The 20,499-nt window shown below is 70.5% G+C and carries 18 protein-coding genes; 10 read left to right on the top strand and 8 right to left on the bottom strand.

What is annotated here, in order from left to right; translation table 11 throughout:
- Nucleotide 1: 1 nt before the first annotated feature.
- Both FIF60_RS05285 and FIF60_RS05280 read right to left on the bottom strand, forming a co-directional pair.
- A complete protein-coding gene (locus tag FIF60_RS05285; RefSeq protein WP_158639073.1) occupies nucleotides 2-964 on the bottom strand; it encodes a Bug family tripartite tricarboxylate transporter substrate binding protein in 963 nt (320 codons plus the stop codon).
- Nucleotides 965-1,049: 85 nt separating this feature from the next.
- Complete coding sequence (locus FIF60_RS05280) at nucleotides 1,050-1,517, bottom strand: OmpA family protein (RefSeq protein ID WP_158639072.1); 468 nt, start codon at nucleotides 1,515-1,517, stop codon at nucleotides 1,050-1,052.
- Nucleotides 1,518-1,614: 97 nt separating this feature from the next.
- Here FIF60_RS05280 and FIF60_RS05275 point away from each other — a divergent pair, with 97 nt between their 5' ends.
- Both FIF60_RS05275 and FIF60_RS05270 read left to right on the top strand, forming a co-directional pair.
- Nucleotides 1,615-3,360 (top strand): acyl-CoA dehydrogenase family protein, encoded by a 1,746-nt coding sequence (locus FIF60_RS05275; protein ID WP_144184594.1) that lies wholly within the window; start codon nucleotides 1,615-1,617, stop codon nucleotides 3,358-3,360.
- Between the two features lie 67 nt (nucleotides 3,361-3,427).
- Nucleotides 3,428-4,108: an SIMPL domain-containing protein gene (locus tag FIF60_RS05270; RefSeq protein WP_158639071.1), complete on the top strand. Its 681-nt coding sequence runs from the start codon at nucleotides 3,428-3,430 to the stop codon at nucleotides 4,106-4,108.
- Nucleotides 4,109-4,111: 3 nt separating this feature from the next.
- Here FIF60_RS05270 and FIF60_RS05265 read toward each other — a convergent pair whose 3' ends face one another.
- Both FIF60_RS05265 and FIF60_RS05260 read right to left on the bottom strand, forming a co-directional pair.
- Nucleotides 4,112-4,903 (bottom strand): class I SAM-dependent methyltransferase, encoded by a 792-nt coding sequence (locus FIF60_RS05265; protein WP_144184590.1) that lies wholly within the window; start codon nucleotides 4,901-4,903, stop codon nucleotides 4,112-4,114.
- Complete coding sequence (locus tag FIF60_RS05260) at nucleotides 4,900-5,376, bottom strand: L-2-amino-thiazoline-4-carboxylic acid hydrolase (RefSeq protein ID WP_144184587.1); 477 nt, start codon at nucleotides 5,374-5,376, stop codon at nucleotides 4,900-4,902. The genes FIF60_RS05265 and FIF60_RS05260 overlap by 4 nt, the downstream gene beginning before the upstream one ends.
- A gap of 48 nt (nucleotides 5,377-5,424) precedes the next feature.
- On the opposite strand from FIF60_RS05260, the gene FIF60_RS05255 reads away from it, so the two are divergent.
- From FIF60_RS05255 to FIF60_RS05230, 6 genes are all read left to right on the top strand, one after another.
- On the top strand, nucleotides 5,425-5,838 hold the full coding sequence (locus tag FIF60_RS05255) for a DUF4864 domain-containing protein (RefSeq protein WP_144184585.1): 414 nt from the start codon (nucleotides 5,425-5,427) through the stop codon (nucleotides 5,836-5,838).
- 57 nt (nucleotides 5,839-5,895) lie between these two features.
- Complete coding sequence (locus tag FIF60_RS05250; protein ID WP_144184583.1) at nucleotides 5,896-6,864, top strand: Bug family tripartite tricarboxylate transporter substrate binding protein; 969 nt, start codon at nucleotides 5,896-5,898, stop codon at nucleotides 6,862-6,864.
- Between the two features lie 5 nt (nucleotides 6,865-6,869).
- The gene (locus tag FIF60_RS05245; RefSeq protein WP_158639070.1) at nucleotides 6,870-8,021 is read left to right on the top strand and encodes a mandelate racemase/muconate lactonizing enzyme family protein; all 1,152 of its coding nucleotides are present in this window, start codon (nucleotides 6,870-6,872) and stop codon (nucleotides 8,019-8,021) included.
- 70 nt (nucleotides 8,022-8,091) lie between these two features.
- Nucleotides 8,092-9,666 carry an ABC transporter substrate-binding protein gene (locus tag FIF60_RS05240; RefSeq protein ID WP_239451497.1) on the top strand — a complete coding sequence of 525 codons (1,575 nt, stop codon included), beginning with the start codon at nucleotides 8,092-8,094 and terminating at the stop codon, nucleotides 9,664-9,666.
- 11 nt (nucleotides 9,667-9,677) lie between these two features.
- Nucleotides 9,678-11,108 carry an amidohydrolase family protein gene (locus tag FIF60_RS05235; RefSeq protein WP_144184579.1) on the top strand — a complete coding sequence of 477 codons (1,431 nt, stop codon included), beginning with the start codon at nucleotides 9,678-9,680 and terminating at the stop codon, nucleotides 11,106-11,108.
- A gap of 13 nt (nucleotides 11,109-11,121) precedes the next feature.
- A complete protein-coding gene (locus FIF60_RS05230) occupies nucleotides 11,122-12,036 on the top strand; it encodes an EamA family transporter (RefSeq protein ID WP_144184577.1) in 915 nt (304 codons plus the stop codon).
- A gap of 6 nt (nucleotides 12,037-12,042) precedes the next feature.
- Here FIF60_RS05230 and FIF60_RS05225 read toward each other — a convergent pair whose 3' ends face one another.
- Both FIF60_RS05225 and FIF60_RS05220 read right to left on the bottom strand, forming a co-directional pair.
- On the bottom strand, nucleotides 12,043-13,017 hold the full coding sequence (locus tag FIF60_RS05225; RefSeq protein WP_144184575.1) for a Bug family tripartite tricarboxylate transporter substrate binding protein: 975 nt from the start codon (nucleotides 13,015-13,017) through the stop codon (nucleotides 12,043-12,045).
- A complete protein-coding gene (locus FIF60_RS05220; protein WP_144184573.1) occupies nucleotides 13,014-14,045 on the bottom strand; it encodes a mannonate dehydratase in 1,032 nt (343 codons plus the stop codon). Before FIF60_RS05220 ends, FIF60_RS05225 begins: the two co-directional genes overlap by 4 nt.
- A gap of 58 nt (nucleotides 14,046-14,103) precedes the next feature.
- On the opposite strand from FIF60_RS05220, the gene FIF60_RS05215 reads away from it, so the two are divergent.
- Entirely contained in the window at nucleotides 14,104-14,778 is a 675-nt protein-coding gene (locus FIF60_RS05215; protein WP_144184571.1) for a GntR family transcriptional regulator, read from the top strand.
- Here FIF60_RS05215 and FIF60_RS05210 read toward each other — a convergent pair.
- Nucleotides 14,775-15,806: an enoyl-CoA hydratase/isomerase family protein gene (locus FIF60_RS05210; RefSeq protein WP_144184569.1), complete on the bottom strand. Its 1,032-nt coding sequence runs from the start codon at nucleotides 15,804-15,806 to the stop codon at nucleotides 14,775-14,777. The two genes, FIF60_RS05215 and FIF60_RS05210, sit on opposite strands and share 4 nt — an antisense overlap.
- Before the next feature lie 206 nt (nucleotides 15,807-16,012).
- Between FIF60_RS05210 and FIF60_RS05205 the strand changes: the two genes are divergently transcribed.
- Nucleotides 16,013-18,511, top strand: coding sequence for a ribonucleoside-diphosphate reductase (locus FIF60_RS05205; RefSeq protein WP_144184567.1), 2,499 nt, complete (start codon nucleotides 16,013-16,015; stop codon nucleotides 18,509-18,511).
- A gap of 7 nt (nucleotides 18,512-18,518) precedes the next feature.
- Here the strand turns inward: FIF60_RS05205 and FIF60_RS05200 are convergent.
- The coding region (locus FIF60_RS05200; protein WP_204251116.1) for a putative bifunctional diguanylate cyclase/phosphodiesterase at nucleotides 18,519-20,499 on the bottom strand (1,981 nt) is incomplete at its 5' end.

Below are 20,499 nucleotides of genomic sequence, written 5' to 3'. Positions count from 1 at the left end.
CTCACTCCACCCGCGCACCGGAGGCGCGAACGACAGGGCCCCACTTCGCGCTCTCTGCCGCGACGAAGCGTGCGAAGGCCTCGCCGACCAGGGGGGTCGGCGTCACGCCGAGGTCGCGCAGGCGCTGTGCCACCGTCGGGTCCTTCACCGCAGCCTCGACAGCTGCCTCCAGCTTGCGTGCCACAGGGGCGGGAACCCCCGCCGGCGCGATGATGCCCAGCCAGGAGCCGGCGTCGAAGCCTGGGATTGTCTGCGAAACGCGCGGCATGTCAGGAGCGAGGTGGGACGGCGCTTCCGTCGTCACCGCGATGGCGCGGACCTGGCCCTCGCGGGCGAGCTGAGCACCCGTCACCATCGTGTCGACCATCAGCTCGACACGGCCGGCCACGAGGTCGGGGATCGCCTGGCCGCTGCCGCGGTAGGTGACGGCGGGAATGTCGAGGCCCGCGGCGGTCTTGAGCATCTCCATAGCGAGATGCTGCGACGTGCCCGAACCGGTCGAGGCGTAGGAGAGCTTGCCTGGGTTCGCCCTCACGTAGGCGATCAGCGAGGCAAGGTCGGTCACCGGCACGGAGGGGTGTGCGATCAGGATGTTCGGCAGCACGCCGACGAGGCCGATCGGGGTGAAATCCTTGTCGGGGTCGAAGGGCAGCCGCGCGTAGAGATGCTTGTTGATCGAGAGGATGGAGACCGAGCCGGTGCCGATCGTGTAGCCGTCCGGCGCGGCGCGGGCGACGGCTTCTGCGCCGATATTGCCGCCCGCACCGCCCCGGTTCTCGACGACGATCGACTGGCCGAGCGTGTTGCCCATGTGGCCGGCGACGAGGCGGGCCATCACGTCGGACGAGCCCCCTGGCGCGAACGGAACGATCAGGCGGAGAGGGCGGCTCGGGAAATCGGCCTGGGCTCCGGCGGGCAGCGCGAAGGCCACGCCCGCGGCGCCGAGGAAAATCCGGCGGTGCATCATTGTCCTCCCGGCATTGTTGCCGAAAGGAGCGTCTGGCCATGCGGGCGCCGCGTCAAGGGAGCGGCGCCGGCATGGCTGCCCGTTACCGGACGAAGATGATCGTCACGCTGCGGTCGGCCTCGTTCTCCGCCTGGTCGCGCCTTGCGCCGAACGCGGCGGCCGGGACGTAGGACCCGAGTGTCTCGGCCTTTACCCCGCGCGAGGTCAGCCCGCTGCGCACGGTCTGGACGCGGCGCTCGGCGAGGCGCTGGTTCGCCTGAGCCGAGCCGGTGGGCGAGGTGCGGCCGATCAGGCAGATTTCCGTCTTGAACGTCGCGGTTGCCTGCCTGGCGGCACGCTCCACCACGGCGCGGGCCGCAGGGTCGAGCGTCGAGGAGCCGACGGGGAAGAACACGATGAACTCCTCACGCCCGGCATCGCCCGGCGAGACGGAGGCGCACTGGACGCGGCCGCCCGTTCCGGGCACCGCCTGCGCCCAGGCGGATGTCGCGGCGGTGGCCACGAAGACGGCTGCAGTGGCGGCGAAAGCCGCATTGCGGAAACGTGACATGGCTGGCTCCTCGTTCTCTCTGCCCGGAGGTGGCATTCTAACGAGTCTCCGTGAGCCCGGTTGCTGATCCAGGTCAAGAAATATCGAGGGGGAAACGATGCCCGATGATCTGCTTCCCGGGAAGCCGCCCCAGGGCGGCATCGCCTCCGACGCCGCCGGCCTGAACCTGTACCGGGCGGATGGTGCCCTCGGCCCGCTTCTGGATCTCTGGATGGACGAGGGGCTCCGTGCCCATCTCGAGCCGCATCTCGAGACGCTCGGCACGCTTGCCGGCGGCCGGCTCGATGCGCTCGCCCGGGAGGCCGACCGGAACGGCCCCGTACTCGTGCATCGTGACCGGTTCGGCAACGACATCGATGCGGTCGAGCATCACCCGGCCTATCGCGCGATGCAGGAGATCGGCCTCGGCCGGTTCGGCCTCGCGGCGATGAGCCATCGCGAGGGGGTGCTCGGCTGGCCAGGCAAGCTGCCGCCGATCGCGAAATACGCCTTCCAGTACCTGTTCGCGCAGGCCGAGTTCGGGCTGCTCTGCCCGATCTCGATGACCGATTCCATGGCACGCGTCCTCTCCCGCTTCGACCCCGCCCTCGCCGAGACCTGGGTGCCCGCGCTCTCGAGCCAGGACCCCGATGCCTGGGCAACGGGGGCGATGTTCATGACCGAGAAGCAGGCCGGCTCGGATGTCGGCGCGACGGCAACGATCGCCACGCCGCTGCCGGACGGCACCTGGAGCCTCACCGGAGACAAGTGGTTCTGCTCGAACGCCGGCTGCGATGCCGCGCTCGTCCTTGCCCGCGCCCGCGGCGTGCCCGGAACCGCGGGGCTCGGGTTGTTCCTGCTGCCGCGCACCCTGCCCGGCGGGCGCCGCAACCGCTGGCGGATCGTCCGGCTGAAGGACAAGCTCGGCACCCGATCGATGGCCTCGGGCGAGGTGGTGCTCGACGGCGCCGTCGCCTATCCCGTCGGGGACGTGACGCGCGGCTTCGCGCAGATGCTCGAGATGGTGAACGTCTCGCGGCTTTCGAACGGCGTTCGGGCGGCGGGCATGATGCGGCGGGCGCTGATCGAGGCCTCGGTCGCGGCCGCCGGCCGGGCAGCGTTCGGTCGCCGCGTGGCCGACTATCCGAGCGCCAGGCGCCAGCTCCTCAAGATCCGCCTGCCGGCCGAGCAGGCGCTCTCCTTCACGCTCTTTGCCGCCGACGTGATGGGCCGCGCCGATGCCGGAGATGCGGAGGCCGCCAAGGTGCTTCGCCTCGCAACCCCGCTTCTGAAGTTCCGCGCCTGCCGCGATGCCCGGAAGGTGGCGGGCGATGCGATGGAGATGCGCGGCGGCAACGGCTACATCGAGGACTTCGTCGAGGCCCGGTTGGTGCGCGACACGCATCTCGGCTCGATCTGGGAAGGCACGAGCAACGTCGTCGCGGAGGACGCGATCGCCCGCGCCGTCGGCCGTGGTGGCTGCCTTGCTCCCTTCGTCGCCGCCCTGACGGAACGTCTGGCCGAGGTGCCGCTTCCCGTCGCCGGCCCCGTGGCGGAGGCGCTGAACCGCGCGGCCGCCTTCGCCGAGGAAGCCGCGTCCGTCGGCGAGGGCATGCTGAACCGCCAGGCCTCCTCGGGCCTCTACCATGCCGCGACCGCGGTGCTGTTCGCCTGGGAAGGCGCGCGGCTCGCCGAGATGCGGGGCGACGCGCGCCGCCTGACCCTGGCGCGGCTCGTGCTCGAGCACCGCCTGACCGCGCGCGACCCCCTCGCGCGCGGCGATGTCGCGGCCGAGACGGCGATCGCCGAGGCGTGGGTCGAGGACTCGCCGCTCTCGCTGGCCGAGGCGCTCGCGCTTGCCTGATGGGCCTTGCCATGATGGCGCCGCGGCGTGGCGCGAGCATCATCCCGCCCGTACCCGGAGGACCGCCGTGATCAGACCTCTCATCCTGGCCGCCGCCCTGCTTTCTGCCTCGCCTGCGCTTGCGGAGCAGGAGACGCTGCTTCGCCTGTCGGAGACGGCCGAGCGCATCGTGCGCGCCGACCAGCTCGTCGCCGTGCTGCGCGCGCAGGCGACGGGCGGCTCCGTCTCCGCGGTGCAGGAGCAGGTGAACCGCCAGGTCGCCGCAGCGCTCGAGCGGGCCCGCGCCACGCAGGGCGTCACCGTCTCGACCGGGGGCTACTGGACCGGGCGCATGGGAGAGCGCCGCGACCAGTGGCTGTCGAGCCAGGACATCCGCCTCTCCGCGACCGACGCGGCGCCGGCGCTGCTCGAGCTCGTCGGCACGCTGCAGGGCCAGGGGCTCGCCATCAGCCGCCTGTCCTACGATGTGTCGCGGCCGCTCGCCCGGCGCGAGCGGGAGGCGGTGACGGCGGAAGCCCTCGCCGGGCTGAAGGAGCGGGCCGAGCGCCTCGCTGGCGTGATGGGGATGAGCTTCGCAGGCTTCCGCGAGGTTCGCGTCGATGCCGGCCGTTTCGCCATGCCGCCCCCGATGCCGCGCGCGATGGCTGCCGCCTCGGCAGAGGCGGCGCGCACGCCCCCCTCGGCGGAGCCGTCCGAGGTGCCCATCGCCGCGACGGTCGAGGGCGATGCAATCCTCAAGCCGAGATAGGGTTCAGCCCGGTTTCCTTCCCCGCACGGCGAAGGCGGTGGCGGTGAAGCTGCGTGGCCCGTCCGGGCTGCCGGAACGGTAGGCGGCGAGCACGGCCTCGCGTGCCGCCGCGCGCTCCTCGTCCGGCAGGGCGGCGAGGAACGGCCCGAGCACACCGGAATGGCCCGACCAGGCGCGCCAGAAGCTCGCACCGTCGGGGTAGTCAACGCGGATCGTGATCTCCTGTTCGCGCTCGACCGCCAGCCCGGCCTTGGCGAGCGTCGCGGCGAGACGGCCGGGCCGCGTCAGGCGCACGCGGTAGAGCCGGTCGCGCATCTCCTGCCCGCCGGGGACGGCAAGCGCGACCGTGTCGGCGAGCAGGCGGAAGATCGGCATGCCGCCCGTGACGTCCCACATCGCGGCGGCGACCACCGCTCCCGGGCGGACGACCCGGAGGAGCTCGGCCGCAGCGACATCCGGCTCCGGCGGGAAAGGAAGCACGAGCATCGCGAGGCCCGCATCGAAGGCGGCACCCGGAAAGGGCAGGGCCATCGCGTCCGCCAGCATGAACCGGGCGGAGGGAACGGCGCGCCGCGCGGCATCGATGAAGCCGGGCGCGATGTCGATGCCGGTGATGCGCGATGCCGGGTCGCGTTCGGCCAGCACGGCGGCGAGGTTGCCCGTGCCGCAACCGAGGTCGAGCACCGACGCTCCCGCCGGCACTCCGGCAAAGTCGAGGAAGGGCGCGGCGAGCCGGCGCGAAAGCCGCCCCATCGCCCGCGCATAGGCCTCCGGGTCGGCGGCGTAGGCAGTCACGCGTCCTGCTCGAGCCTGTAGCGGAAGTCGCAATGCGTCGCGCCGCCCATCAGCGTCTGCGTGCGGGTGAGCTTCAGGCGTGGGTCGTATCCCTCGCAGAACGTGCCGTCGCGGTTGCAGGACAGCGCGGCGCCGAGATGGCCGATGCCCATTGCCTTGTACGTTTCGGAATAGCGGCAGCGTGTGACGTTGAAGTGGAACTCGGTCTCGGTCTGCTTCAGTACCTCGATGCGCAGCGCGTCGTCCTTGGTCCAGGCCGGCAGCGTATCGACGAAACTCTGGATGGTCGTCTGCCCGCCCGGCGCCTTCTTGGCCCACTCCGCCCCCGCGGCCTTGGCCATGCGGATCACGGCGCGGGCGAGGATGGCTGTGGCCCTCTCCTCGCCGAGCTCGGCCGCCATCTCCGCATGCAGCTCCCTCGCGAAGGCGGCCTCGATCGTCCTCTGCCGGAGGATGCCGATGTCGTCGCTCATCGCCGCGTTCCTTCTGTTTGTCCGCTCCTTCCGGCAGAGTAGCCCAGCATGAAGCGCCGCGCTGCCCTCGCCCTGATCGTCCTCGCCGTGCCCGTCAGGGCGCAGGTGGCGGCGGCCGACCGTGCCGCCATCGAGGGGGTGATTGCGGCGCAGATCGGCGCCTTCCGCCGCGACGACGGGCCTGCGGCCTACGCGTTCGCCGCGCCGAACGTGAAGGCGCTGTTCCCTACCGCAGAGATCTTCATGCGCATGGTGCGGTCGGGCTACGCGCCGGTGTACCGGCCGCAGGCGATGCGGTTCGGGGAGATCGCGGTCGAGAACGGCGCGGTGGTGCAGCGGCTCCTTCTGCGCGGGCCGGACGGGCGCGCCCACCTCGCCCTCTACACGATGGAGCGGCAGGGGGATGGCACCTGGAAGATCGCCGCCGTCGTGCTCGTGACGCTGCCAGAGACCGGCGCCTGACTTGCCCGCTGCTGGGCGCGGCGCGACACTCGCCCGGCCCTTTGGGAGGAAACGACAATGATCGGACGGCGTAGCATTCTCGCGGCGGCGGGCGTTGCCCTGGCGATGCCTGCGCTTGGCCAGGCCTACCCCACGCGCCCGGTGCGCGTGATCGTGCCGAGCGCGCCCGGCGATGGCGGGGACAGCATCGCGCGTCTCTACGCCCATTACCTCGAGCGCAAGTTCGGCCAGGGCTTCATCGTCGAGAACCGGACCGGAGCGGGCGGTCGCATCGGCACGGAGGCGGCCGTGCGCGCGCCGAATGACGGCTACACGCTGGTGATGGGCAATGCCGGCAGCCATGGCATCAACGCCGCCCTCTACCGGAACCTGCCCTACGACATCGCGCGCGACTTCGCGCCGATCAGCCTTCTCGTCGAAGCGCCGAACGTGCTTGTCGTGAACAAGGCGAAGCTTCCGGTGAAGGACGTGGCCGAGCTCATCGCGCTCGCCAAGACGAAGCCCGGGGAGCTGAACTACGCCTCCGGCGGGCCCGGCACCTCGGCGCATCTGACCATGGAGCTCTTCAAGTCGCTCGCTAGCGTCGATCTCCAGCATGTGCCGTTCCGGGGCGCGGGGCCGGGGCTCCAGGCGCTCGTCTCCGGCGAGCCGCCGGTGATGTTCGTGAACCTTCCCCCCGCCATGGCCTTCATCCGGCGTGGGGACTTGCACGCGCTCGCCGTCACCTCCGCCGAGCGCACGCCGGACCTCCCGGACGTCCCGACGGTTGCCGAAAGCGGGCTTCCCGGCTTCGAGACGATCGCCTGGTTCGGGCTTCTCGCGCCGGCGGGAACGCCGCGGCCGGTCATCGATGCGCTGCATGCGGCGTGCGTCGAGATCTCCGCGATCCCGGACGTGGTGGAGAAGGTGAGGCTGATCGGCGGCTTCACCCGCGCCTCGACGCCCGAGCAGTTCCACGAGCGCATCCGCTCTGACATCGCGAAATGGCAGCGGCTCGTGACCGAGAAGAACCTCGCCCAGGAGTAGATGCGTTGCGCATCGCGCAGGTCGGCTTCGCCGGCGTCAACGTGACGCCGAAGACGAACTGGTCGTTCCTGGTCGTCACCACCGAGGATGGGCGTACGGGCATCGGCGAGGCAACGCTCGCCAATCACGAGGCCGCGCTCGCTGGCGAGGTCGAACGCCTCTCCCGCGCGCTCGCCGGCGCGGATGCACGGCACCGCAACGCGCTTGCGCGGGTGCTGCCGCACGCGCCTGCCGGCCTCGTGCGTCACGCGGTCATCTCGGCGCTCGACCAGGCGCTGTGGGACCTCGATGGCCAGCGCGCGGGAGAGCCCATCCATCTCCGCCTCGGCGGCGCGGTTCGCGACAGCGTCGCCCTCTACGCCAACATCAACCGAGGCGTGGCCGAACGGACGCCCGACGGCTTCGCCGCTGCAGCGCGGCGCGCGGTGGCGGACGGGTTCGGCGCGGTCAAGCTCGCGCCGTTCGACCCGCTGGTGTGGGAGGATGCGTCCGATCCGGGCTTCCGCTCAGCCTACGCGCAGGGGCTCGACCGGGTCGCGGCCGTGCGCGAGGCGGTTGGCCGGAGCATCGAGGTGATGGTCGATTGCCACTGGCGCTTCTCCGCGGGCGGGGCAGCGGCGGCGATCGCCGATCTCGCGCGGTTCTCGCTCTTCTGGGTGGAATGCCCGGTCGCGGAGGCGAACCTCCCCGCGATCCGCCGCCTGCGGGGCATGGCCAATGACCGCGGCATGCGGCTAGCCGGTGCCGAGACGCTTGCCGGCCTCGCAGGCTTCGCCCCGGTGATCGCGGCGGAGGGCTATGACGTGCTGATGCCCGACATCAAGTATTGCGGCGGCCACGAGGAGATGCGGCGGATCGCCGCGCTCGCGCTCGCCCACGGCATCGAGATCGCGCCCCACAACCCCACCGGCCCCGTCTGCCACGCGCACTCGGTGCACGCCTGCGCTGCCATCCCGAACGCGGCGATGCTCGAGGTGCAGTTCGGCGAGACGCCACTCTTCACCGGCATCATGGCGGGGAACGTTCCGGCAGCGACGGGCGGGCGTGCCGCGCTTCCCGATGGGCCCGGCCTCGGCTGCACGCTTCGCGGCGGGGTGGCGGAGGAACGGCCCTGGGTGCGGATGGAACGCTCCTGGCTCGACCCGCGGCTCGGCTGACGCGTCAGGCTGATTGACGGAAGGAGCGCGCCGGACCACGCTCATCCCCGACACAACGGGGAGACGGGCGATGCGTGCGATCGGTCTCGGTGCGGCGGTGCTGGCGGGCATGCTTGCCGCTGCGCCGCTTCAGGCGAAGAGCTTCACCTGGGCGTTCAGCTCCGACATCATGACGCTCGACCCGCACGCGTCGAACAATACCTTCACCAACGCCTTCGCCAACAACATCTACGAGGGCCTGACACGCCACAACGCGCGGATCGAGATCGAGCCCGCGCTCGCGGAACGCTGGGAGATCGTCACGCCGACGACCTGGCGCTTTCATCTCCGCCGCGGCGTCACCTTCCATGACGGCTCGCCCTTCACGGCCGATGACGTGGTGTTCTCCTGGCAGCGGATGAACACGCAGGGCGCGCTCGTGCGCCGCACCATCGGGCCGGTGACGGAGGTGAAGAAGATCGACGATCATACCGTCGAGTTCACCACCTCGCAGCCCTACCCGGTGCTGCTCTCCTCGCTCACCCATTTCTTCGTCATGAGCAAGACCTGGGCGGAGAAGAACAACGCCACCACCTCCTCGAACCTCTCCGAGCGGCAGGAGAGCCCCGCGAGCCGCATGGCGAACGGAACGGGACCGTTCCGGCTGAAGCTGCGCGAGGCGGACACGCGCACCGTGCTCGAGGCGAACACCACTTGGTGGGACAAGCCCGCGCACAACCTGACGGAGGTCATCTACCAGCCGATCCGCAGCGCTGCGACGCGCACGGCCGCGCTGCTCTCCGGCGCGCTCGACGCGACGGTGGAGCTGCCGCTTCAGGACATGGCGCGCGTCGAGGCTGACCAGCGCCTCCAGATCGTGCAGGGGCCGGAGCTTCGCACGATCTATTTCGGGTTCGACCATCACCGCGACGAGCTTCTCTACAGCGACGTCAAGGGCAAGAACCCGTTCAAGGATATCCGCGTCCGCCAGGCGATCTACCAGGCGATCGACGTCGAGGCGATCAAGCGCCAGGTGATGCGGGGCCAGTCCTGGCCCGCAGGGATGATGGCGAGCCCCTTCCTCACCGGCGCGCCGCAGGACCTGAACCAGCGCCTCTTCCCCTATGATCCCGAGGCCTCGAAGAAGCTTCTCGCCGAGGCGGGCTACCCGGAGGGGTTCTCCGTCGGCCTCTCCTGCCCGAACGACCGCTACGTCTATGACGAGCGCATCTGCCTCGCGACGATCGCGATGCTCGGGCGCGTCGGCATCCGCGTCCAGCCGCAGATCGAGCCGCTGAACGTCTGGTCGCGCCGCGTGAACCAGCACGATGTCTCGATGTTCATGCTTGGCCATGCCGGGCTGCCGCTTGCCGATGCGTGGTACGTGCTGTCGGAGGTGATCCAGACTAAGTCTGCCACCACAGGCGGACTGAACGGCGGGCGCTACTCCAACCCGAAGATCGACGAACTGACGCAGGCCGCGAGCCGCGAGACCGACGAGGCCAAGCGCCGCGCCATCATGCGCGAGGCGTTCGACCTCGAGCGCCGCGACATCGCGCATGTGCCGCTGCACCAGCAGCCGATCGTCTGGGCCTCCAAGCGCGGCGTCGAGCTCGCGCAGGGTCCGGACAACCGCCTGCGCCTCTGGCTCGTTCGCATGCCCTGACGGGAACACCGATGACAGACATCCTGATCAGCGGCGGCACCGTCGTCGCGATGGACGAGGCACGCCGCGTGATCGAGGATGGCGCGGTGGCCATCAGCGGCGACCGGATCGTCGCCGTCGGGCCGCGTGCCGAGGTCGAGGCCGCGCATGGCGGCGCGCGCACCGTCATCGAGGCGAAGGGCAGGGCGGTGCTGCCCGGATTGATCGACGGCCATGCCCATGCCGGCCATGCGCTCGTGAAGACGATGGGCGGCGGCGACAGCGCTGCGTGGTCGGAAGCCTGCCGCATCATCTACACGACTGCCTCCTCGCCCTCCTTCTGGAAGGCCGAGGCGCGGCTCGCCGCGCTCGAGCGGCTGAAGAACGGCGTCACCACCGGCGTTTCGCTGCTCGGCGGCGGCGACAGCGTGATGCGCGTCGACGATCCCGCGCATGGCGAGGCGCATGCCGAGGGCGTTGCCGAGATCGGCATCCGCGCGATCGTCGCCGTCGGGCCCACGCGGCCGCCGCACCCGCGCCCTTACGCGACCTGGGACGGGCCGCGCCGCAACGACCACCCTGTCAGCTTCGAGCAACAAGCTGAGGTGATCGGCACGTTGATCGAGCGCCTGCATGGAAGCCAGGACGGGCGGCTTTCCATTGCCACGCTCATGCCCGTCTATCGCGAGGCGAAGCATGACCCCGCGCAGGTGGCGCTGATCGAAAGGCAGGGACGGATCGTCCGCGACCTGGGCCGCAAGGCCGGCACGCTGTTCCACCAGGACGGCCACCAGAAGGGCTCCATCGCGATGGCTGAGCGCATGTTCGGCCTCAACGGGCCGGACGCGTTCTACAGCCACTGCACCGACCTGACCGACGAGGACATCGACAGCGCGGCGCGTACCGGCGTCTCGATCGTGCACAACCCGACCGCCATCGCGCAGGTGCGCGGCCATTGCCCCGTGCCGCTTCTGCTCGACCGTGGCGTGACGGTGATGATCGGCTCCGACGGCACCGCGCCCGATCGCGGTACCGACATGTTCCGCCACATGGTGATGTGCGCGCGGCTGCATCAGCGCGCGGCGCGGGATGAGCGCATGATGCCGCCGGGCAAGCTCCTCGAGATGATCACCACCGATGCTGCCCGGGGCCTCGGCATGGCCGATGCCATCGGCTCGCTCGCGCCGGGGAAGAAGGCCGACGTGATCACCGTCGACCTTGCCACGCCGCATGCCTATCCGCCGAACATGCCGGTGCACCGGCTGGTGTTCTTCGCCGGCGGGGCGGATGTGCGCGACGTGATCGTCGATGGCCGAATCCGGATGCGCGAGCGCGTGGTCGAGGGCGTCGACGAGGCCGATGTCCTTGCCGCCGCCGCGGCGGAGACGGAGACGATGCTCTCCCGCTCCGGTCTCGGCCACATGATCCGCTGCGATCCCGGTTGGGGCCGCGTCCGGCTGTAGCCGTGCGTCGCTGATGTTTGGGGCCGATCTCTGGATCCCCATCACGATTTCGGCCGCGTTGTTCCAGACATGGCGCACGGCGTTGCAGCAGAAGCTGCGCGGCGCGCTCTCGGTCAACGCCGCGGCCTTCGTGCGCTTCCTCTACGGCGCGCCCTTCGCAGCGCTGTTCCTGGCCGCGTGGAGCGGCGCGACAGGGCAGGTGCCGCCCGCGGCGCATGCCTGGTTTGTGCTGCTCTGCGCCGCGGGAGGGCTCGCGCAGATCATCGGCACCTCGCTTCTCATCCGCGCCTTCGGCTACCGGAACTTTGCCGTCGGCACCGCCTACTCGAAGACGGAGGCGGTGCAGGGTGCGGTCGCGGCCTGGATCATCCTTGGCGAGGCGCTCTCGCCGCTCGCCTGGGGCGGCATCGCGCTCGGTGTCGCGGGCGTGCTCGTCCTGTCGCTGCCGAAGCAAGGAATGGCGCTCGGCGAGCTCGCGCGCGGCGTGGCCCAGCCCGCCGCCCTGTGCGGCCTCGGCGCCGGAGCGGGGTTCGCGCTCTCCGCCGTGTTCTTCAAGATGGCGAATTTCGCGCTTCCCGGGGAGGATCCGATCCTCCGCGCGCTCGCGACGCTTCTGGTGACGAACGTGCTGCAGACACTGATGCTCGGCGCCTGGCTCGCGCGCGCCGAGCCGGAGCAGTTCCGCCTGTCGTTCGCGTCCTGGCGCAGCGCCGCCTGGGTCGGGTTGCTGTCGGCCTGCGGCTCGTCGTGCTGGTTCTCAGCCTTCGCGCTCGCGCCCGTCGCGCTGGTGCGCGCGCTCGGGCAGGTCGAGATGGTGTTCACGCTCGCCTTCTCGCGGCTCTACCTGCGCGAGGCGGTGCGGCGGGCGGACGTGACCGGCCTCGTCCTCGTGGTCGCTGGCGTGGTGCTGATCCTCGCGGGACGGTAGCCGGAATCAGTCGAGCTTGATGCCGCGCGCGCGGATCACGCCGCCCCAGAGTTCGGTCTCGCGCGCGAGCCAGGCGCGGAAGCTTTCGGGGCCTTCGGCGCGCACCTCGGCGCCGAGCGTGTTGAGCCGTGCCTGCGTTGCCGGTTCCTTCAGCGCCGCGGCGAAAGCCTGGTAGATGCTGTCCACCGTCGGCGCGGGCGTTCCCGCTGGCGCAAGGAGCCCCTGCCAGATGCCGCTTTCGGCAGCTGGCCAGCCGAGCTCGGCGAAGGTCGGCACGTCGGGGATGTCGGGCAGTCGGCGCGGGCCGGTGACGGCGATGGCGCGGAGCTTGCCATCCTTCACGAAGGGCAGCGTCGCGGTCGCGCCATTGACGACCATCTGGCTCTCGTTCGCGATCGCCGCCTGGATGCCCTGCATCCCGCCGCGATAGAACACCTCCGTCACTTCCGTGCCCCAGTGCTGAACCACGACGAGCGCGGTGAGGTGGTTCACCGCGCCGACGCCGGAATGAGCGAAGTTGATCTTCGTTGGATTGGCGCGGGCATAGGCGACGAGCTCGGCGGCGTTGTTCGCCGGCACCGAGGGATGCACCGCCATGATGTACGGCGCGTAGATCAGCATCGTCACCGGCGCGAGATCGGTTGCGGGATTGTAGGTCAGCCGCGAGAACAGCGCCGGCGCGGTCGTGAGGATCCCCGGGTCGGTCAGCAGCACCGTCGCGCCATCGGGCGCGGATTTCGCGACATGGTCGGCGCCGAGGTTGCCAGCGGCACCACCGCGATTGTCGACCACGACCGGCTGGCCGAGGAGACGCTGGACGTCGTTCTGCACCAGCCGTGCGATCAGGTCGGACGTGCCGCCGGGAGGAAAGGGAACGACGACGCGGAGCGTTCGCCCCTGCGCCGAGGCCCCGGCCGCCGCGACGATTGCCGGCAGCGCCAGTGCCGCACGGCGCGTGAGCCCCTTCGGTGTGACCGTCATCCCATCCTCCCCTTCGTTCTTTCGAGTGCGCGGATGATCCCCGCAATGTAGCCGGTGGCGTAGGCGCGCGAGCGGTGGCCCCACACCGTGTCGCCCACGACATGCGGCACGTGATCGTCGATCACGAACCCGTCGAACCCCGCCTCGGCGAGCGTCTCCAGCACCGCCACTGCATCGACCTTCCCTTCGTCGATGAAGGCCTCCGTGAAGCGCGGCAGCGCACCCGCGACGGAGCGGAGATGCACGTAGTGGATGCGCCCGGCGCGGGCGAAGCGCCCGAGCGCGTGCATCATCCCATCCGCACTCCGTTGCGCAAGCGTGCCGGTGCAGAAGGCTAGGCCGTGGTTCGGGCTGTCGGCGAAGGCGAGCGCGCGGCCGAGAGCGGCCTCGTCGCGGAAGATGCGGGCCACGCCGTCGAGCTCGGGAACGGGCGGGTCATCGGGGTGGAGGGAGAGCTTCACCCCCGCGCCCTCGGCGACGGGAAGCACCGCCTCGATGAAGCGTTCCCAGTTCGCCCACATCGCCTGCTCGTCACGCGGAGGCAATGTTCCGGTAGCGATGCTTTGCCCGAGCCTGTCGTCGTAGCCGGTGACGAGCGCGCCGCCGCGGCCGTGATCGGCCTTCGTGGTGCGCCACACCCCGTCGGGGATCCAGTTGTAGCCGAGCACCGGGATGCCTGCCTGGCCCATGGCGCGGATCGTCGCCTTGAAGTCCTCAACCTGCTCCTCCGCGCCGGGCAGGCCGAGCATGACGCGATCGAGGAGGTTTCGCGGCACGCCCTCGATGCATTCGAGAACGAGCCCATGCGCCTCCACGGCCGAGCGCAGCGTGGCGAGCTCGAGCGCGGAGAAGCGGCGCGTCGGCGCACGCGGGCCGGAGGCGGCCGTGAACTGCTTGCCGAGGAACCCTGTCCAGGCCTGGCTGTCGAAATCGGGCTTGTTGATCGTCACGCCTGCGCAGCCGATCTGCCGTGCGAAGGCGAGGTCCTCCTGCGTAAGCTCACGGAACTGGCCAGCGGCGACGCGCATACGTTTCCTTCCCGATGAATTTTATCTAATCTCGTCAACTTGACAGGATCAAGGGGCCATGACGAGCGAAGATGACGTGACGACGGAGGACAGGGTCCTCTCCCGGTTGAGGCGGATGATCGTCGAGGGGGCACTTGCCCCTGGGTCGAAGCTGACCGTATCGGCGCTCGCGAAGCGTCTCGCCGTCGGCGCGACGCCGGTTCGCGCGGCGCTTAAGCTTCTCGAGGGCGAGGGGCTGGTCGAGGCGCACCCGAACCGGGGCGCCTGGGTGCGCGCGCTGTCGCCGCAGGACATCCGCAACATCTACCGCCTCCGCGCGGCAGTGCTCGGCGTGCTGATGCCCGACGTCGTCCGACATGTCTCGGAGGCCGATCTCGACGCGCTCGAGGCGATCGAGGCGCGGTTCGAGGCGGCCGCCGCGGCGGGGGATGCCGCCGCGGCCATGGCGGAGAACCAGGGTTTTCACCGCACGCTTCTCGCCGCGGCGAGGAACCGCGATGCCGTTTCGGTGATGGAGCGGAGTTGGGCGCTCGTCGAGGCGCTTCGCCTGCGCCTCGGCTTCGGGCCGGGGCGGCTCGCGCGGTCTGTCGAGAGCCATCGCGCGCTGCTTGCCGCCCTCCGCAGGCGCGATGCCACGGGCGCGACGGAGCTGGCCATCGCGTCCTCCGACAACGCGATGGCCGACCTTCTGGCGCTCGCGATGGCGCAGCCGCCGGCCCGCGCCCGCCTCTAGCGGGGCCAGCGCCCCGCGAAGAGCGCGGCGATGTCGGCCGGGTCAACCGCCTCGACGCTCGCCGGGGTCCAGCGCGGATCCCGCGTCTTGTCGATAACCTGAGCGCGCACGCCTTCCGCGAAATCTGGGTGCCGCGTCACCCCGCGGGTCAAGGCGAGTTCCATCGCCAGGCACTCGGCGAGCGTCATCGACGCGCCGCGGCGGATCGCCTCGAAGCTCACCCAGAGAGAGGTCGGCGACATCTGCAGCAGCGTCGCGTGCGTGGCCTTCGCCCAATCGCTTCCCTCCGCTTCCAGCGCGGCGAGGATGGCGGCCACGCTCGGTCCGGCGAAGCAGCGGTCGATCGCCTCGCGCTCCGCGGCGAAAAGGCTCTCGGGCGGTGGCGCGGCGTGGCGGGCGACGGCGTCGATCCCCTCGCGCCCGAGTCCGGCCTTCAGCGACTCGAGCGCGCCGCGCGGCACGTAATGCGTCGCAAGACCGGTATGGATCGCATCGCCAGGCGAGACGCGCGCGCCCGTCAGCGCGAGATACATGCCGGTCTGCCCGGGCAGGCGCGGCAGGAAATAGGTGGCGCCGATGTCGGGGAACAGCGCGATGGCGGTCTCCGGCATGGCCATGACGGCGTGCTCGGTCACCACCCTGTGGCTGCCATGGATGGAGAGGCCCAGGCCCCCACCCATCGAGATGCCGTCGATCAGCGCGACATAGGGCTTCGGATACTCGGCGATCATCCGGTTGACGGCGTACTCGGCGACGAAGAACTCCTCGATCGCCTCCGTCTCGCCCGCGAGCGCAAGCGTGCGAACGGCGCGAACGTCCCCGCCCGCGCAGAAGGCGCGGCCGCCGGCACCCTCGATCGTCACCAGCGCGACCGCCGGGTCATCGCGCCATGCGGTAAGCGCGGCGGACACGGCGTCGATCATCCCGCGGTCGAGCGCATTCAGCGCGCGCGGCCGGTTAAGCACGAGTCGCCCCACCCCCTGCGTCACCTCGGACAGGACGGTCGGTTCGGCGGGGGCGTCTGTCATGGCGATGCTCCTCCAGGGTGGCCGCGGCGTAGCAGCGCCCCTGCTGCCATGCAACATCGCGCCATGTCAGGGGCTTGCGGGTCAGCGTGGCAGCAACGCAACATCTAGGGGCGAAGCAAACGCTCGGACCCTTTATGTAGTTTTCAACCTTGAAGCCCGTCGCCTATCCTTCACATCCCGAATCCGCCGCCGCCGAGGTCCCCACCATGACGCTGATCCAGCCCGTGCCGCCCGCGCTCCTGTCCCAGCCGCTGCTTCCCTGGGGCGAGACGCCGGCACGCACCTATGCCCCGGGCATGGGCCAGGCGGTGGCGGACAGGACGATCAACCGCCGGATCGTTCGCCGCTTCCCGACCCCGCAACGCGTGCCCTTCGTGGTGTCGCGCGACGATTCGTCCTCGCTCGAGAGCCAGCTCACGGCCTGGGCCCGCCGCGAGGGCTGGGCGTACGAGGGGCAGTTCTTCGTCGAGCACGGTGACGACGTCTCGGTCTCAGGCTGGATCGGCGCGGTTGGGCGCGTCGAGACGGAGGCCTGGGCCGACGTGGCCGAGCGCGTCTCTCTTGGCAACGCGCTGCTCGAGCCGCGGGCGGAATGGCGCGAGGCGGAGCGGGCGACGCTGCGGCACCATCTTCGCCAGGCTTCGCTGCTGATGAGTGGCCGGCACCTCCAGCACGGCGACGCGACGCAGCCGCAGCGGAACATGGAGGTGTTCACCAACTGTTCCACAGCCGCGACGAGCTTCCTCTGCTACCTGCTCCTGCTGAACGGCTCGGGCGTCGGCCGCGCCTATGACGACGAGATGATGGCGGTCGACTGGGCGCGCGACATGCCGCTGGTCGTTCCGGTGATCGACTGGTCGCACGCCGATGTGCAGGCCGGCATCATCACCGGGTTCCTGACGCGCCGCGACGCCGAGCATCTCTACGCCACGCACGGGCAGATCGTGGTTCACGAGGTTGGCGATTCGCGCGAGGGGTGGGCCAAGGCAGTCGAGCTCGTCGAGCGCATGGCCTTCGAGAGGCGACGCGACGACGTGGTGTTGCTCGACTTCACCAAGGTGCGGCCGAAGGGCGCGCCGATCATGGGCATGCAGGGCCGCCCTGCCTCCGGCCCCGGCCCCTACATGCAGGCGCTCGCGCGTGTCGCGATGGTGCGCGGCTCCGGCATGGAGCCGTGGCGCGCGGCACTCTTCGTCGATCACTATCTTGCCGAATGCGTGCTCGTCGGCGGCGCGCGCCGCTCGGCGCGGATGAGCACCAAGACCTGGCGCGATCGTTCCGTGCTTGGCTTCATCTCCGTCAAGCGCGGCGGGTTCCTCTGGTCGTCGAACAATTCCATCACCGTCGATGCCGCGTTCTGGGAGCATGTTCGGCGCGCCGAGCCTGATGCCGCGTGGAGCGCGGAAACGCGCGAGGAATGGGCACATGCCCATGCCGTGTTCGAGGCCGCCGTGCGCGCCGCCTATGACGACGGCACGGGGGAGCCGGGCTTCATCAACCAGGACAAGCTCGTCGCCAACGACGAAGGGCTCGACGCCTATGCCTCGGGCACGCTCTTCATGGGCAGCGACAAGTACCGCGCCGACGAGGAGAGCCACGCGCTCTTGGGCGACCTCGTCTCCCGCGCACGCTCGAGCCGCTACACGCAGATCACCAATCCCTGCGGCGAGATCAGCCTGTTCATGCTCGGCGGCTACTGCGTGATCGCCGACGTGGTGCCCTACCACGCGGCCGATGACGACGATGCCGAGGCCGCGTTCCGCGCCGCCGCCCGCGCGCTGATCCGCGTGAACCTGATGGACTGCCTCTACAGGCCCGAGACGCAGAGGACGAACCGCATCGGTGTCGGCATCACCGGCCTGCACGAATACGCGTTGAAGCGCTTCGGCTATGGCTGGAAGGAGCTTGTCGACGAGGCGCGCTCGAAGCCGTTCTGGATGACGATGGCGCGTTTCAAGCGCGCGGTTGCGGACGAGGCGGCCCGCTACGCCGCAGCGCTCGGCGTTACGCGGCCGCATACCGACACGACGATGAAGCCCGCCGGCACCACGAGCAAGCTGTTCGGGCTGACCGAGGGCGCGCATCTTCCCTCGATGCGCGAGTACCTGCGCTGGGTTCAGTTCCGCAACGACGATCCGATGGTGAAGGAGTACCGCGCGAAGGGCTATCCGGTGCGCAGCCTCACCACCTATCGCGGCACCACTGTGGTCGGCTTCCCGACGAAGCCCGAGATCGTCCGCCTCGCCGACGAGCTCGGTCTGTCCGACAAGCTCGTCACCGCCGGCGAGGCGACACCCGAGGAGCAGTACCGCTACCTGCAGCTTCTCGAGAAATACTGGATCCGCGGCGTCGACGAGGCGGGCGAGCCGCTCGCGACCGATACGGGCAACCAGGTCAGCTACACGCTGAAGTACGACCCCAGGATCGTCGACTACACGGGGTTCCGCGACGCGATCATGCAGCTTCAGCCGACGGTGCGTGCCTGCTCGGTGATGCCGCAGACCGACAGCACCGCCTACGAGTACCAGCCCGAGCAGGCCGTGACGAAGGCCGAGTACGAGATGATCGCCGCGGCCATCGCCGAAGCGGCTGCGGAGGATGTCGGCCGCGAGCATGTCGACTGCGCGGGCGGGGTGTGCCCGATCGACTTCGGAACGAACGACGCCTCCGCCGCAAAGGACGGCGCGGCCAAGGAGGCGGCGTAGCGCCGCGTCAGGCCGCGGTCGCGCCCACGGGGATGAGGATGTCGCAGGCGGAGCCGGCCAGGCGCTGTGCACGCGCGGCGTTCTTCGCCTCGAGCGTGCGCAGCAAGGCCGGGATCTCCTCGGCCGGGCGGGGGCGGCTGAACAGGTAGCCCTGCGCCTCGGCGCAGCCCTCCGCCGCGAGGCACGCAAGCTGCTCCTCCGTCTCGACGCCCTCCGCCGTGGTGCTCATCTCGAGCGCGCGCCCGAGACTCGCGATCGCGTTGACGATCGAGCGCGCGTCGGGGCTGATGCCGAGGTCGCGCGTGAAGCTCTGGTCGATCTTGATCTTGTCGATGGGGAAGCTGCGCAGCGTCGTCAGTGACGAGTAGCCCGTGCCGAAATCGTCGAGCGCGATCCGGACGCCGAGCGCCTTCAGGCGATGCAGCGTCTCGCGCGTCAGGTCGCTGTCGTCGAGCACGACCGATTCGGTGATCTCGAGCTCGAGCCGTTGCGGGGCAAGGCCGGAGCGCTCGAGCGCATCGGCCACCGACTCGACGAGGCCGGGCCGGCGGAACTGCACCGGCGAGACATTCACGGCCACGCGGATGGTTGGGGGGAAGCGCATCGCCTCGCGGCAGGCTTCGCCGAGCACCCAGGCGCCGATCGGGCCGATCAGGTCGAGCTGCTCCGCGAGCGGAATGAACTCAGCGGGCGAGACGAGGCCGCGCCGCGGATGCCGCCATCGAAGCAGCGCCTCGAGACCCGTCACGGTGCCGTCCGGCACGGCGACGAGGGGCTGGTAGTGCAACGCGAACTCGCCGCGCCCGAGCGCGTGGCGGAGATCGGCCTCGAGCAGCCGCCGCTTCTGCTGCCGCGCATCCATGCCCGGCTCGAAGAAGCGGAATGAACCGCGCGCGTCGCGCCGCGCGAGGTCGCGCGCGAGGTCGGCATGGGCGAGCAGGCTGTCGGCGCAGTCCCCGTCACCCGGTGCGACCGCGATGCCGATCGAGGCGCCCACGGCAAGCGTCACCCCGCCTGCGTCGATCGGCGCGGAGAGCGCGCCGATGAGCTGTTCGGCGAGGCAGGAGGCAGCATCGGGGCCGGCGACCGGCCACTGGATGACGGCGAACTCGTCGCCCCCGAGGCGGCCGACGATGCTTCCCTCCGGCGCGGTGGCGATGAGCCGCGCCGCCGTCTCGCGCAGCACCGCGTCTCCGGCCTGTGAGCCGTGCGCCTCGTTGATCGCCCGGAAATCGTCGAGATCGACCGTGAGGACGGCGAAAGGTACGCCGGCATCGGCTGCCGCCTCGATCCGCTCGCGGAAATGCGTACGATTGGGCAGGCCCGTCAGCCCGTCATGGCGCGCCATGTGGGTGATCTGCGCCTCTGCGCGGCGGCGCTCGGTGATGTCCTCGTAGGTGACGACCCAGCCGCCATCGCCGAGCGGCTCGTGCGAGATCGCGATCACCCGTCCGTCGGCAAGTTCCTGGAAGGAGGTCGCGCGCACGCGCCGGGAGACGAAGGCGAGGCGCCGGCCGACGAGCCCGTCGACATCGGTGGCGGTGTGATTGCCGGAGGCGATCGAGGCGGCGATCACGTCGCGGAACGAGATTCCCGGGCGTATCCGGGCAGGGTCGATGCGGTAGATCTCGCAGAAGCGGCGGTTGACCAGCTGCAGCATGTTATGCCGGTCATACATGCAGAGGCCCTGCGACATGTTGTCGAGGGCTGCGGCGAAGCGGCGGTGTGTTTCCGAAGTCCCAGCCATGGGCCTGGGCGTCTCGTCGGCCGCCTCGGCCGCGGTGCTGCCGGAGGGCGGCCGCACCAGGAGCCCCAGTGCGAACGCGCCGAGGGTCACAAGCGCGGCGCCGACCGAGATCGCCCCGACGGGAAGCGCGCCGGCGTCGCCGGCCTGCGCCGCGAGCGCCTCGGGGGCGACGATCAAGGCCGCGGCGAGGGCGGTCAAGGCGCCCCACAGCCCGACCGCGACGACGACCGCCGCCGCAGGC

Origin of the sequence: Elioraea rosea, from assembly GCF_007644105.1 — a bacterium.
In the GTDB taxonomy this organism is placed as follows: Bacteria; Pseudomonadota; Alphaproteobacteria; order Acetobacterales; family Acetobacteraceae; genus Elioraea_A; species Elioraea_A rosea.
This window is presented reverse-complemented; position numbering and strand designations above follow the sequence as displayed.